We start from the raw sequence: 14,116 nt of genomic DNA on the forward strand, positions 1-14,116 counted from the left end.
AAGATACCGGGTATCTGGCGGGCTTACAGTTGAGGAATCACGATTAATGAGCGATATGGCAGAGCGCCTTGCGCTGCATGAATTCACGGAAAACGCCTATCTGAATTACTCCATGTACGTCATCATGGACAGGGCGTTGCCGTTTATTGGTGATGGTCTGAAACCCGTTCAGCGCCGCATCGTCTATGCGATGTCAGAGCTGGGGCTGAATGCCAGCGCCAAATTTAAAAAATCCGCCCGTACCGTCGGCGACGTGCTGGGTAAATATCACCCGCACGGCGACAGCGCCTGCTATGAGGCCATGGTGCTGATGGCGCAGCCGTTCTCTTACCGTTATCCGCTGGTTGATGGCCAGGGGAACTGGGGGGCACCGGACGATCCGAAATCCTTCGCGGCGATGCGTTATACCGAATCCCGCCTGTCAAAATACGCCGAACTGCTGCTGAGCGAGCTCGGTCAGGGAACCGCTGACTGGGTGCCAAACTTCGACGGAACGATGCAGGAGCCGAAAATGCTGCCTGCGCGTCTGCCGAACATCCTGCTTAACGGCACGACCGGCATCGCGGTCGGCATGGCGACCGATATTCCGCCGCACAACCTGCGTGAAGTGGCAAAAGCCGCGATCACCCTGATTGAGCAACCGAAAACGACGCTGGACGAGCTGCTGGATATTGTCCACGGCCCGGACTACCCGACCGAAGCGGAAATCATTACCCCGCGCGCCGAAATCCGTAAAATTTATGAAAACGGGCGCGGCTCCGTGCGCATGCGCGCGGTGTGGAAGAAAGAAGACGGCGCGGTGGTGATTACCGCGCTGCCGCACCAGGTTTCCGGCGCGCGCGTGCTGGAGCAAATCGCGGCCCAGATGCGCAATAAAAAGCTGCCGATGGTAGACGATTTACGCGATGAGTCAGACCACGAAAACCCGACCCGTCTGGTGGTGGTGCCTCGTTCCAATCGCGTGGACATGGAACAGGTGATGAACCACCTGTTTGCGACCACCGATCTGGAAAAGAGCTATCGCATTAACCTCAATATGATCGGTCTTGACGGGCGTCCGGCGGTGAAAAACCTGCTGGAGATCCTCACCGAATGGCTGGCGTTCCGTCGGGATACCGTGCGCCGCCGCCTGAACTATCGCCTGGAGAAAGTCCTCAAACGCCTGCACATCCTGGAAGGTTTGCTGGTGGCGTTTCTCAATATTGACGAAGTCATTGAGATCATCCGTACGGAAGATGAGCCTAAACCCGCCCTGATGTCGCGTTTTGGTATTACTGAAACGCAGGCCGAAGCGATCCTCGAACTGAAATTGCGTCATCTCGCCAAACTGGAAGAGATGAAGATTCGCGGTGAACAGGATGAACTGGCGAAAGAGCGCGATCAGTTGCAGGCGATCCTCGCGTCTGAACGCAAAATGAATACCCTGCTGAAGAAAGAGCTGCAGGCCGACGCCGACGCCTATGGCGACGATCGTCGTTCGCCGCTGCGCGAGCGCGAAGAAGCGAAAGCGATGAGCGAACACGACATGCTGCCGTCTGAGCCGGTGACGATCGTGTTGTCGCAGATGGGCTGGGTGCGTAGCGCCAAAGGTCATGACATCGACGCACAGGGACTGAACTACAAAGCGGGTGACAGCTTTAAATCCGCCGTGAAAGGGAAGAGTAACCAGCCGGTGGTGTTTATCGATACCACCGGACGCAGTTACGCCATTGATCCGATCACGCTGCCGTCGGCGCGCGGTCAGGGCGAACCGTTGACCGGCAAACTGACGCTGCCGCCAGGCGCGACCGTTGAGCATATGCTGATGGAAGGCGATGAGCAGAAACTGCTGATGGCATCCGATGCGGGTTACGGTTTCGTCTGTACGTTCAACGATCTGGTGGCGCGCAACCGTGCCGGTAAGACGCTCATTACGCTGCCGGAAAACGCCCGCGTGATGCCGCCGGTGGTGATTGAAGATGAAACGGACATGCTGCTGGCGATAACAACGGCCGGACGTATGCTGATGTTCCCGGTCAGCGATCTGCCGCAGTTGTCGAAAGGCAAAGGGAATAAGATCATCAACATTCCGTCCGCCGAAGCCGCGCGTGGTGACGATGCGCTGGCGCTGCTTTACGTTCTGCCGCCGCAAAGTACGCTGACTATTCATGTCGGGAAACGCAAAATTAAGCTGCGTCCTGAGGAATTGCAGAAAGTGACCGGCGAGCGCGGCCGTCGCGGGACGTTGATGCGTGGTTTGCAACGCATCGATCGCATCGACATTGATTCGCCGCGTCGTGCCAGCAGTGGCGACAGCGAAGAGTAAAACGTGGTTAAACGCCTGAAGGCATGAGTAGCCTGATAAGAGGCAACGCGGCGCCATCAGGCAACACTATCGTGCCGGATGGCGGCGTTAATACCCTATCCGGCCTGCGGTTTTAACGATACCGCCAGGCCGGATGACAGTAAAATTTCCCGTAAAACCGTTGTTTATTCGTGAGTCGCGATTAACAATACAGTTTCCAGAGAGCCACATTAACAATACCCTAACCTGATAGCAGGTGACGTAGAATCCCGGGCTCTTAGGCCTTCAGAGGTTGTTATGCTATTTATTTTTCGACTTATTATTACCGTTATCTATTCCATTCTGGTTTGTGTTTTCGGTTCTCTTTACTGCCTGCTCAGCCCGCGTAACCCAAAACACGTCGCGACCTTCGGGCACATGTTTGGTCGCCTGGCGCCGCTGTTCGGCCTGAAGGTAGAGTGCCGTAAACCCGCAGATGCGGAAAGCTATGGCAACGCTATCTATATCGCTAACCATCAGAATAACTACGATATGGTGACCGCTGCGAATATCGTGCAGCCGCCCACCGTGACCGTCGGGAAGAAAAGCCTGCTGTGGATCCCGTTTTTTGGTCAGCTTTACTGGCTGACAGGAAACCTGCTGATCGACCGTAATAACCGCGCAAAAGCGCACGGCACGATTGCCGAAGTGGTGAATCATTTTAAAAAGCGTCGTATCTCCATCTGGATGTTCCCGGAAGGCACCCGCAGCCGGGGTCGTGGCCTGCTGCCGTTTAAAACCGGAGCGTTTCATGCCGCGATTGCGGCTGGTGTCCCGATTATTCCGGTGTGCGTTTCCAATACCTCGAATAAAATTAACCTGAATCGCCTGAAAAATGGTCTGGTGATCGTGGAAATGCTGCCGCCGGTGGATATCAGTCAGTATGGTAAAGATCAGGTTCGTGAACTGGCCGCGCACTGCCGCTCGTTGATGGAACAAAAGATTGCTGAACTCGATAAAGAAGTCGCCGAGCGCGAAGCCGCCGGGAAAGTGTGATTCAGCGATAAACGCTTACTCATTCACGCTGCGAGCATAACGTTACGCAGCCTGGAGTATGACGAGTTTTTTGCAGGAAACGAATTCCTGCCCGTAATTTAGCCAGTTTTACATGGAGCTTATATGTCATTCAGTCGGCGTCAGTTCATTCAGGCATCGGGGATCGCACTGTGTGCCGGTGCTGTTCCGCTGAGGGCCAATGCTGCCGGTCAGCAACAGCCGCTGCCCGTTCCGCCGCTACTGGAGTCCCGCCGGGGCCAGCCGTTGTTTATGACGCTGCAGCGTTCGCACTGGTCCTTTACCCAGGGCACGCGTGCGCCGGTCTGGGGGGTTAACGGGCGTTACCTCGGGCCGACGATCCGCGTCTGGAAAGGGGATGATGTTAAGCTGATCTACAGTAACCGTCTGGCGGAAAACGTCTCGATGACTATCGCCGGTTTACAGGTTCCGGGTCCGCTGATGGGCGGTCCGGCGCGCATGATGTCGCCAAACGCGGACTGGGCGCCGGTGTTGCCCATCCGCCAGAACGCCGCCACGCTGTGGTATCACGCTAATACGCCGAACCGTACCGCGCAGCAGGTTTATAACGGCCTGGCCGGGATGTGGTTGGTTGAAGATGAAGTCAGTAAATCGCTGCCGATCCCCAACCATTACGGCGTCGATGACTTCCCGATTATTATTCAGGACAAGCGGCTGGATAACTTCGGCACGCCGGAGTACAGCGAGCCCGGCAGCGGAGGCTTTGTCGGCGATACGCTGTTGGTCAACGGGGTGCAAAGTCCTTACGTGGAAGTGTCCCGCGGTTGGGTGCGCCTGCGCCTGCTGAACGCCTCTAACTCCCGTCGTTATCAGTTGCAGATGAGTGACGGTCGCGCGCTGCATGTTATCTCCGGCGACCAGGGCTTTTTGCCTGCGCCGGTGTCGGTAAAACAGTTGTCGCTGGCGCCCGGTGAGCGCCGCGAAATTCTGGTTGATATGACCAATGGCGATGAAGTGTCGATTACCTGCGGCGAGGCGGCGAGCATTGTCGACCGAATCCGGGGGTTCTTCGAACCGTCGAGCATTCTGGTGTCCACGCTGGTGTTAACGTTGCGCCCAACCGGTCTTTTGCCGCTGGTGACCGACAGCTTGCCGATGCGTCTGCTGCCGACCGAGATCATGAGCGGGACGCCAATTCGCAGTCGTGATATCAGTCTGGGCGACGATCCGGGTATCAACGGCCAGTTATGGGACGTCAACCGCATTGATATCACCGCGCAGCAGGGCTCCTGGGAGCGCTGGACGGTGCGGGCCGATATGCCGCAGTCGTTCCATATCGAAGGGGTGTCGTTCCTTGTGCGTAACGTCAACGGTGCGATGCCGTTCCCGGAAGATCGTGGCTGGAAAGATACCGTCTGGGTGGATGGGCAGGTAGAGCTGCTGGTTTACTACGGACAGCCGTCCTGGGCGCATTTCCCGTTCTACTTCCACAGCCAGACGCTGGAAATGGCGGACCGTGGTTCTATTGGGCAGATTCTGGTGAATCCGGCGGCATAATCCTCCTCTCTCTCGCTGACAGGCGAGAGAGATTATCCTTCGATTTCTCTTTCGTTCCGGCATATAATCGCCGGCCTTTGATTATTTTTTTACCATTTTTGGAAGCATTATGAGCGCAATATCCCTGATCCAGCCAGACAGAGATCTCTTCTCCTGGCCTCAGTACTGGGCGGCCTGTTTTGGCCCTGCTCCTTTTTTGCCGATGTCACGCGACGAAATGGATCAACTTGGCTGGGATAGCTGCGACATTATTCTGGTAACCGGCGACGCTTATGTCGATCACCCGAGTTTCGGTATGGCGATTTGTGGCCGTATGCTGGAGGCACAGGGCTTCCGTGTCGGCATCATTGCGCAGCCGGACTGGAACAGCAAAGACGACTTTATGCGTCTGGGCAAACCGAACCTGTTCTTCGGCGTCACTGCCGGCAACATGGACTCGATGATCAACCGCTACACCGCCGATCGCCGCCTGCGCCATGATGATGCCTATACCCCGGATAACGTGGCGGGCAAGCGTCCGGACCGCGCCACGCTGGTCTATACCCAGCGCTGTAAAGAGGCGTGGAAAGATGTGCCGGTGATCCTCGGCGGTATTGAAGCAAGCCTGCGTCGTACCGCACATTACGATTACTGGTCTGATACCGTGCGCCGTTCCGTGCTGGTGGATTCCAAAGCCGACATGCTGATGTTTGGCAACGGTGAGCGTCCGCTGGTGGAAGTGGCACACCGTCTGGCGATGGGAGAAACCATCGACCAGATCCGCGATGTGCGTAACACGGCGATTATGGTGAAAGAAGCGCTGCCTGGCTGGAGCGGCGTTGATTCTACGCGTCTGGATACACCGGGGAAAATCGACCCGATCCCGCATCCGTATGGCGAAGATTTGCCGTGTGCCGACAACAAACCGGTCGCGCCGAAAAAGCAGGAAGCAAAAGCCATTACCGTGCAGCCCGCGCGTCCGAAACCGTGGGAAAAAACCTACGTTCTGCTGCCGTCCTTTGAAAAAGTGAAGGGCGATAAAGTGCTGTATGCGCACGCTTCGCGGATCCTGCACCATGAAACTAACCCAGGCTGCGCACGCGCGCTGATGCAAAAACATGGCGATCGCTACATCTGGATCAACCCGCCGGCGATCCCGCTGTCAACGGAAGAGATGGACAGCGTTTTTGCCCTGCCGTATAAGCGTGTGCCGCATCCGGCGTACGGCAACAGCCGTATCCCCGCCTATGAGATGATCCGCTTCTCGATCAACATCATGCGCGGCTGCTTCGGTGGCTGCTCGTTCTGTTCGATCACCGAACACGAAGGGCGCATTATTCAGAGCCGTTCAGAAGATTCAATCATCAATGAGATCGAAGCGATCCGCGATACCGTACCGGGCTTTACCGGCGTGATTTCCGATCTCGGCGGTCCGACGGCCAACATGTATATGCTGCGCTGCAAATCGCCGCGCGCAGAACAGACCTGTCGTCGCCTGTCGTGTGTTTATCCGGATATCTGTCCGCATATGGATACCAACCATGAGCCGACGATCAACCTCTATCGCCGTGCGCGCGATCTAAAAGGCATCAAGAAGATCCTGATCGCCTCCGGCGTGCGTTACGACATCGCAGTGGAAGATCCGCGCTATATCAAAGAGCTGGCGAGCCACCACGTCGGCGGTTACCTGAAGATTGCGCCGGAACATACCGAAGAAGGGCCGCTGTCGAAGATGATGAAGCCGGGTATGGGCAGCTATGACCGCTTCAAAGAACTGTTCGATCTCTACTCGAAACAGGCCGGGAAAGAGCAGTATCTGATCCCGTACTTCATCTCCGCGCATCCGGGAACGCGTGACGAGGATATGGTGAATCTGGCGCTGTGGTTGAAGAAACATCGCTTCCGTCTTGATCAGGTGCAGAACTTCTATCCGTCGCCGCTGGCCAACTCGACCACCATGTATTACACCGGCAAAAACCCGCTGGGTAAGATTGGCTATAAGAGTGAAGATGTGGTGGTGCCGAAGGGGGATAAGCAGCGTCGTCTACATAAAGCGCTGCTGCGTTACCACGATCCGGCGAACTGGCCGATGATCCGTCAGGCGCTGGAAGAGATGGGTAAAAAGCATCTGATAGGCGGACGCCGCGAGTGCCTGGTACCGGCGCCGACGCTGGAAGAGATGCGTGAAGCACGTCGTCAGAATCGTCATACCCGACCGGCGCTGACCAAGCACACGCCGGTAGCGCATCAACGTCAGACGCCTGCCGGCAACAAAAAGCGTACCAAAGTCGCCGGGCGATAAATCAACGTTCCCGGAATACCGGGCGGATGTGATGGTAAACATGAGGGCTGCACTGGCAGCCCTTTTTTATTTGTTAATACAGACCTAACACCTTCCACCACGCGAGGCCGACGGTCAAAAAGACCGCCTGATTAAACAGGCTGATGACAAAACCTGTTCGCCACCAGACGCCCGTGGGGACGTATCCCGCGCCAAATAAAATGGGGCCGCGTGCGTGGGTGTACTGCGTCAAAGAGCAATACAGACTGCTGGTGAAGGCCAGCATCAGCGCCATCGGTGCCGCAGGAATATTCAGGTGCAGCCCCACACCGAGAAAAACGGCATATAGTGCGGCGATCTGCGCGTTACCGCTGGCAAAGAAGTAATGGGTATAGAAATACGCTGCGTTCAGTAGCAACAACACGATAACCCAACTGGTGCCGTGCATGGCGCTGCCAATACTGTCGCCAATCAGATTGCCAAACCAGGTGGTGAAGCCCAGTTTTTTCAACTGATTCGCCATCATCAACAGTGCGGCAAACCAGATGAGCGTGTCCCACGCGCCTTTTTCGCTTTTAACATCTTCCCAGCTCAGTACGCCGCTAAGCAGCAGGATGGAAAGGCCCACGAACGACGCTGTTGTCGCATCGACGCCCAGCACATCGCCAAAAATCCACAAGACCAGCAATACACCGACGGTACCCAGCATCAGCCATTCGCCACGTGACATATGTCCCATTTGCGCCAGTTCGTTACGCGCCAGCGCTGGGGCATCGGGCGTATGTTTAATTTCCGGGCGAGTCAACCAATAAACCAGCAGCGGTACGATCAGCAGTGACACCAGACAGGGCAGTAGCGCCGCCATAAACCAACTTCCCCAGGTCAGCGTCACGCCAGCGTTCGCAGCCAGTTTTACCGCCAGCAGGTTCCCGGTATAGCCAGTCATAAACAGGGCGGCAGTCACATCATTGACGTTACCGATACAAGTGATCAGGAACGTCCCGATTTTACTGCGTGACTCATCTTCCGGGCGTGAATCGAAGCTGCGCGCCAGCGAATCGGCAATAGGATAAATAACGCCGCCACAGCGTGCGGTATTGCTGGGCATGGCTGGCGAGAGAATCAGGTCGGCAAAGGCCAGACCATATGCCAGCCCCAGCGTTCTTTTTCCTAGCAGACGAATCATCTGTAAGGCAATCCGTCGCCCCAGCCCGGTTTTAATAAAACCACGGGCGATCATAAAGGCGACGACGATAAGCCAGATCAGCGAGCTGTTTAATTCACTCAGAGCTGTTGAGATAGCCCCACTGGCCGTTTTATCCCCTGCGGCATAAGCGAGGGCAAAAACCGTAATCCCGATAATGCCTACCGCGCCGATAGGCAAGACTTTCGCGACAATCGAAGCAATGGTAGCAACGAAGATAATAGCCGAATGCCAGGCTGGTGTACTTAACCCAGTGGGTGGGGTCAGTTGCCAGAGTATGACGGCAATGAGAAGAATTAGAATTAATGGGAGCCATTTGACGCTCTGAGGATTGTTTTCCGCCACGGTTTTGACACCTATAAATATTTAATATGGATTGTTTATATTTATAATAACCATTGATAATTAAAGGGTTATTTGGAAGGTATGCTGCACTGAGATGCGCGGAAAATACACCGAAAACCTGGCGTTAATTGTTTCTCAATATGTCAACGAAAAAGCCCGGCATAGAGCCGGGCCTGAAAGAAGGGAATTAGCCACCGAACTGATCCGGGTCGGGGCCCAGGCGTTTGCCCTGATCGAGCTTCGCAATCTCACCGAGTTCGTCTTTGTCGAGACGGAAATCCCAGACGTCGAAGTTCTCAGCGATACGCGATGGCGTGACGGATTTCGGGATCACCACCAGACCGTTATCCAGATGCCAGCGAATGACAATCTGTGCCGGGGTCTTACCGTACTTATCTGCCAGGTCACGAATGATTTTTTGATCGAAAACGCCTTCGCCGCCCTGTGCCAGCGGGCTCCAGGATTCCGTCTGGATTTTATGCGTCGCATTCCACGCATGTAGCTGGCGCTGTTGCATCAGCGGATGCAGTTCGATCTGGTTAATCACCGGCGTAACGCCCGTTTCGTCAATCAGACGCTGGAGGTGGTTAACCTGGAAATTACACACACCGATGCTCTTAATCAGCCCCTCTTTTTGCAGCTCGATCATGCCTTGCCAGGCGGAAACATAGTGATCGATTGCCGGAACCGGCCAATGCATCAGATACAGGTCGAGATAATCCAACTGGAGTTTTTCCAGACTCTCCATCAACGCGTCGCGGGGGCGTTTCTGATCGTCATTCCACAGCTTGGTGGTAATGAACAACTCATCGCGGGGGAGACCTGCGCTGGCTAACGCTTTGCCGACGCCGTCTTCATTTTTGTATGCGGCGGCGGTATCTATGGACCGATAGCCGACTTCCAGTGCTTTATGAATGGCGGAGACGACCTCGTCGTTACCGGCTTTCCATACGCCTAACCCCAGTTGGGGCATTACGTTGCCATCCTGAAGCTTAATTACGGTTTGGTTTGCCATTTTTCCTCCTTCATGTGCTCATCACCGGAGGGGGACTCCGGTGATGTAAGGTGACTTAAGTCTGGACGAAATGCCCAAAAACGAAAGTCAGAGGTGAAAAAAGCTTAGCGGGCTGCCTCGTAAATGCGGCGGCTGACGTCCAGGGTAATGTCTTTATGCTCACCCAGTTGCGTCATGCCGTGCTCTTCCAGTTTCGCCAGCAGGGCCGGGATTGAACTGCCGTCAAGGCCATAGCCTGACAGGCGAGTCGGGACGCCCAGTTGCTCGAAGAAATTGCGGGTGGCTGCAATGGCGGCATCGATACGCTCATCTTCAGAACCGTCGGTGATGTTCCATACGCGCTCAGCATATTGCAGCAGTTTTTCGCGTTTGGTATCGCGTTTTTCATTCCACAGCGCGGGCAGAACAACCGCCAGCGTCTGAGCGTGATCCAGACCGTGCATCGCCGTCAGTTCATGGCCCAGCATATGGGTTGCCCAGTCCTGCGGCACGCCTGCGCCAATCAGGCCGTTCAGCGCCTGGGTGGCTGCCCACATGACGTTCGCACGTACATCGTAGTTTTCCGGGTCTTTCAGCGCTTTCGGGCCATCTTCCACCAGCGTCAGCAGAATGCCCTCCGCGAAGCGATCCTGAATTTTGGCATCAACCGGATACGTGACGTACTGTTCAACGGTATGCACAAACGCATCAACCACGCCGTTTGCCACCTGGCGCGGCGGCAGGGTGTAGGTGTAAACCGGATCCAGTACCGCAAAGACCGGCTGCACATGGGCAGAATGGAAGGCCTGCTTGTCGCCGGTGGTTTTGCGCGAGATAACCGCGCCTTTGTTGGATTCAGAACCGGTTGCCGGTAGCGTCAGCACAGAGCCCATCGGGATGGCGCTTTTGATATCGCTACCGCTGGTTTGCAGGATGTGCCACGGGTCAACGCCATCCGCATAGTGGGCGGCAGCGGCGATGAATTTGGTACCATCAAGAACAGAACCCCCGCCGACGGCCAGCAGGAAGGTAATGTTCTCTTCACGGGCGATGTTGACTGCCTTCATCAGCGTTTCATACGACGGGTTAGGTTCGATGCCGCCAAATTCACGCACGTCCATCCCTTTCAACGCATCCTGTACCTGCGCCAGTACGCCAGTTTTTTTCACGCTGCCGCCGCCATAGGTGATCAGCACGCGTGCGTCCTGTGGGATTTGTGCGCGCAGTTCAGCGATTGCGCCTTTACCAAACAGAATGCGGGTCGGGGTATGCAGATTAAAGTTATTCATTGCTCGTTCCCTTATGTGGGTAAAAAAAAGAGGGCAGGTGGGTCTGCCGGATGGAGAACATTGTGGTCGTGCGCGGCTATCCTCTCAATGCTCATTTCTGCCAATGTCTTGCCCATTTCTCCAGAGTGCTGGAGAAAAGCGATAAATTTGCGCACAATCAAGGCGTCGTCATCCGTTGAGAAAATAACCCGTTATGAACCGCGAAGAGATCTGTTTACTGCTGACAGATAAAGTTAAGCAGTTGAAAAGCAATGAACATAAGCTCAGTGAGCTGCTGCCGGACATCCGTCTGCTGTATGGTACAGAACCGGGTTTACGGACACCCGTGATGTACGACCCCGGCATCATATTTCTCTTTTCCGGCCATAAAATCGGTTACATCAATGAGCGGGTTTTCCGTTACGACACCAATGAGTACCTGCTGCTAACCGTACCTTTACCCTTCGAATGTGAAACCTATGCGACACCGGACGTACCGCTCGCCGGATTTCGCATCAATGTCGATATCCTGCAATTGCAGGAACTGCTGATGGATATTGGCGAGGACGAACATTTTCAGCCGTCGATGGCGGCAAGCGGGATCAACTCCGCCACGCTCTCTGAGGAGATCCTCTGCGCGGCAGAACGTCTGCTCGACGTTATGGAGCGACCGCTGGACGCGCGGATTCTCGGTAAACAGATTATCCGTGAAATCCTCTATCACGTGCTGACCGGGCCACGCGGCGGCGCGCTGCTGGCGCTGGTGAGTCGTCAGACCCATTTCAGCCTGATTAGTCGCGTGCTCAAGCGCATTGAAAATAAGTACACCGAAAACCTCAACGTCGAGCAACTGGCGGCCGAAGCCAACATGAGCGTCTCTGCGTTTCACCATAATTTTAAGTCAGTGACCAGCACATCGCCGTTGCAGTACCTGAAAACCTATCGGTTACATAAAGCGCGGATGATGATGATTCACGACGGCATGAAGGCCAGTGCGGCGGCAATGCGGGTGGGTTATGAAAGCGCGTCGCAGTTCAGTCGTGAATTTAAACGCTATTTTGGTGTGACGCCGGGAGAAGATGCGGCGCGGATCCGCACCATGCAGGGGAGTTAACGTTATTGCGAGTCAGCCGGATGAGCGACGCGTCATCCGGCTGGATTCAGGTCAGGCGCTACAGTATTTCTTCTTAATCACCACCACCACCGTGCCGATCAACCCCGCCGCCAGCAGAAAAATGGGCAGGATCATCAGGAAGGTCATGACCTGATCTTCATGGCGCTTCACAAACGGGATCATGCTGAGTGCGTAGCCAAAGCTGGTGACCACGCCGACCCACAGCAGACCGCTCAGCCAGTTGAAAAACTGGAAGCGGCGGTTAGAGAGTCCGGAAATCCCCGCCATGGTGGGCAGCAGCGTGCGCACGAACGCCAGAAAACGTCCCGCCAGCAGCGCCAGCAGACCGTGACGGTCAAACATGCAGGTCGCGCGCTGGTGGTATTTCGCCGGAAGTTGCGCCAGCCAGCCTTTTACCGTTCGCGTATTGCCCAGCCAGCGTCCCTGAATATAACTGAGCCAACAGCCGAGACTGGCCGCCGTCGTCAGGATCAGCAGGGTAGGGACAAAGCTCATGACGCCCTGCGCGACCAATGCGCCCGCTAAGAGCAGCAGGCTGTCGCCGGGTAAAAATGAGGCCGGTAACAGGCCATTCTCTAAAAACAGCGTGGCGAACATCACAAAGTAGACGACGCTAACAACATGTGGGTCCGCCAGCGCGGCAAAATCATGTTGCCAGAGCGCAGCGATAATATCTTGAATGACAGCCATGGACTTTCCTGTGGAACAGCGTTTACGCCTTAATGATCCTATTGTACTCCTGAACAGGCCCGGATGACTTGATCCCGGGCGCAACAAATGCAGACAATTTCGCTCGACGTGTCTGCACAGATGTCCATTGGCGTCAATTTTACACGAGGCGGGAAAATCCGGCGGCTAAATCTGCCATCAGATCGTCAACATTCTCTAAACCAATGTGGAGACGAATCAGCGTGCCGCTGAAATCCACACCCCCTTCCGGGCGAATTTCTGCAATCTGTTCAGGCTGATTGGCCAGAATCAGCGACTCAAAACCGCCCCACGAATAGGCCATGCTGAAGAGGCTGAAGTGATCCAGATAAGCGGACAGCTCGTCATTATTGAGCTTTTTATTTAGCACAAATGAGAACAGGCCGCTGCTCCCTGTAAAGTCACGTTTCCAGAATTCGTGTCCTTTACTGCCTGGTAACGCCGGATGATTGACCCGTGCGACCTGCGGATGGGCAGCCAGCCATTCGGCAATCTTCAGACTGCTTTCATGATGCTGGCGCAGACGCACGCCCAGGGTGCGCAGCCCGCGGCTGGTCATATAGGCCGTATCGGCATCGACCATTTGTCCCATCAGATAGGCATTCTCACGCAATTGATCCCAGCAGCGGGCGTTCGAAACGGCGGTGCCGACCATGGCATCCGAGTGACCAATCAGGTACTTAGTCCCGGCCTGAATCGAGATATCAACGCCGAAGTCGAGGGCTTTAAACAATATGCCTGCCGCCCAGGTGTTATCGATCATAATGATGGCGTCCGGCACAACGCGTCTGACAGCGGCGACAATTGCCGGGACGTCGTGGACTTCCATGGTCACGGATCCCGGAGACTCGAGGAACACGACTTTGGTGTTGGGCTGAAGATGTTTAACAATGTCAGCGCCAATCAGCGGATCGAACCAGCCAGTCGTCACTCCCAGTTTGCCGAGGATTTTGGTGCAGAAATCCTGGCTCGGCTCATAGGCCGTATTGGTCATCAGCACGTGATCGCCCTGTTCGACAAAAGCCAGAATCGTATTGGCGACGGCCGCTGCGCCGCAGGGGAACAGCGCACAGCCCGCGCCGCCTTCGAGTTCGCACATCGCTTCCTGCAGCGAAAAATGGGTTAATGTGCCGCGACGTCCGTAAAAGAGTTCGCCGTTGGCGCGGTTGCGGGTGGCGTGCTTTTTGGCTTCGACCGTTTCAAAAACCAGCGAAGAAGCGCGCTGAATCACACTATTCACCGAGCCCAGCGTGTATTTTTTACTGCGCCCTGCGCCGACCAGTCGGGTGTCCAGTTGTTTATCTGCCATGTTGTGTTTCCTGTTTTTATACGTCTGGACGTCTAAAC

General features: G+C 55.4%; 9 protein-coding genes and 1 pseudogene. 5 read left to right on the plus strand and 5 right to left on the minus strand.

The genetic code is table 11. From position 1 onward, the window contains the following. The first annotated feature begins 46 nt into the window (after positions 1-46). The 4 genes from parC (at position 47) to AL479_RS12570 (ending at position 7,136) form a co-directional block, all read left to right on the plus strand. Positions 47-2,305 carry a DNA topoisomerase IV subunit A gene (gene parC / locus AL479_RS12555; RefSeq protein ID WP_061076285.1) on the plus strand — a complete coding sequence of 753 codons (2,259 nt, stop codon included), beginning with the start codon at positions 47-49 and terminating at the stop codon, positions 2,303-2,305. A gap of 276 nt (positions 2,306-2,581) precedes the next feature. After that, positions 2,582-3,319, plus strand: a complete 738-nt coding sequence (plsC, locus tag AL479_RS12560) for a 1-acylglycerol-3-phosphate O-acyltransferase (RefSeq protein ID WP_042998159.1) — start codon at positions 2,582-2,584, stop codon at positions 3,317-3,319. A gap of 123 nt (positions 3,320-3,442) precedes the next feature. Beyond that, complete coding sequence (gene ftsP / locus AL479_RS12565) at positions 3,443-4,855, plus strand: cell division protein FtsP (RefSeq protein WP_061076286.1); 1,413 nt, start codon at positions 3,443-3,445, stop codon at positions 4,853-4,855. A 109-nt stretch (positions 4,856-4,964) separates the two neighbouring features. Beyond that, the gene (locus tag AL479_RS12570) at positions 4,965-7,136 is read left to right on the plus strand and encodes a YgiQ family radical SAM protein (protein ID WP_061076287.1); all 2,172 of its coding nucleotides are present in this window, start codon (positions 4,965-4,967) and stop codon (positions 7,134-7,136) included. A gap of 73 nt (positions 7,137-7,209) precedes the next feature. Here AL479_RS12570 and AL479_RS12575 read toward each other — a convergent pair. The 3 genes and pseudogenes from AL479_RS12575 to yqhD all read right to left on the minus strand — a co-directional run bounded on the left by AL479_RS12575 (position 7,210) and on the right by yqhD (position 10,947). Beyond that, positions 7,210-8,696 (minus strand): annotated as a pseudogene (locus AL479_RS12575) (DASS family sodium-coupled anion symporter). A 155-nt stretch (positions 8,697-8,851) separates the two neighbouring features. After that, on the minus strand, positions 8,852-9,679 hold the full coding sequence (dkgA, locus tag AL479_RS12580) for a 2,5-didehydrogluconate reductase DkgA (protein WP_061076289.1): 828 nt from the start codon (positions 9,677-9,679) through the stop codon (positions 8,852-8,854). Between the two features lie 104 nt (positions 9,680-9,783). After that, a complete protein-coding gene (gene yqhD / locus AL479_RS12585) occupies positions 9,784-10,947 on the minus strand; it encodes an alcohol dehydrogenase (protein ID WP_061076290.1) in 1,164 nt (387 codons plus the stop codon). Between the two features lie 193 nt (positions 10,948-11,140). Between yqhD and AL479_RS12590 the strand changes: the two genes are divergently transcribed. After that, positions 11,141-12,040 (plus strand): AraC family transcriptional regulator, encoded by a 900-nt coding sequence (locus AL479_RS12590; protein WP_061076291.1) that lies wholly within the window; start codon positions 11,141-11,143, stop codon positions 12,038-12,040. Between the two features lie 51 nt (positions 12,041-12,091). Here the strand turns inward: AL479_RS12590 and yghB are convergent, their stop codons facing one another. Together yghB and metC are read right to left on the minus strand one after the other, a co-directional pair. Continuing rightward, positions 12,092-12,751: a DedA family general envelope maintenance protein YghB gene (yghB, locus tag AL479_RS12595; protein ID WP_042998153.1), complete on the minus strand. Its 660-nt coding sequence runs from the start codon at positions 12,749-12,751 to the stop codon at positions 12,092-12,094. Between the two features lie 139 nt (positions 12,752-12,890). Further along, the gene (gene metC, locus AL479_RS12600) at positions 12,891-14,078 is read right to left on the minus strand and encodes a cystathionine beta-lyase (RefSeq protein WP_061076292.1); all 1,188 of its coding nucleotides are present in this window, start codon (positions 14,076-14,078) and stop codon (positions 12,891-12,893) included. Positions 14,079-14,116: the final 38 nt, after the last annotated feature.

This window comes from Citrobacter amalonaticus (assembly GCF_001559075.2).
Classification (GTDB): Bacteria; Pseudomonadota; Gammaproteobacteria; order Enterobacterales; family Enterobacteriaceae; genus Citrobacter_A; species Citrobacter_A amalonaticus_F.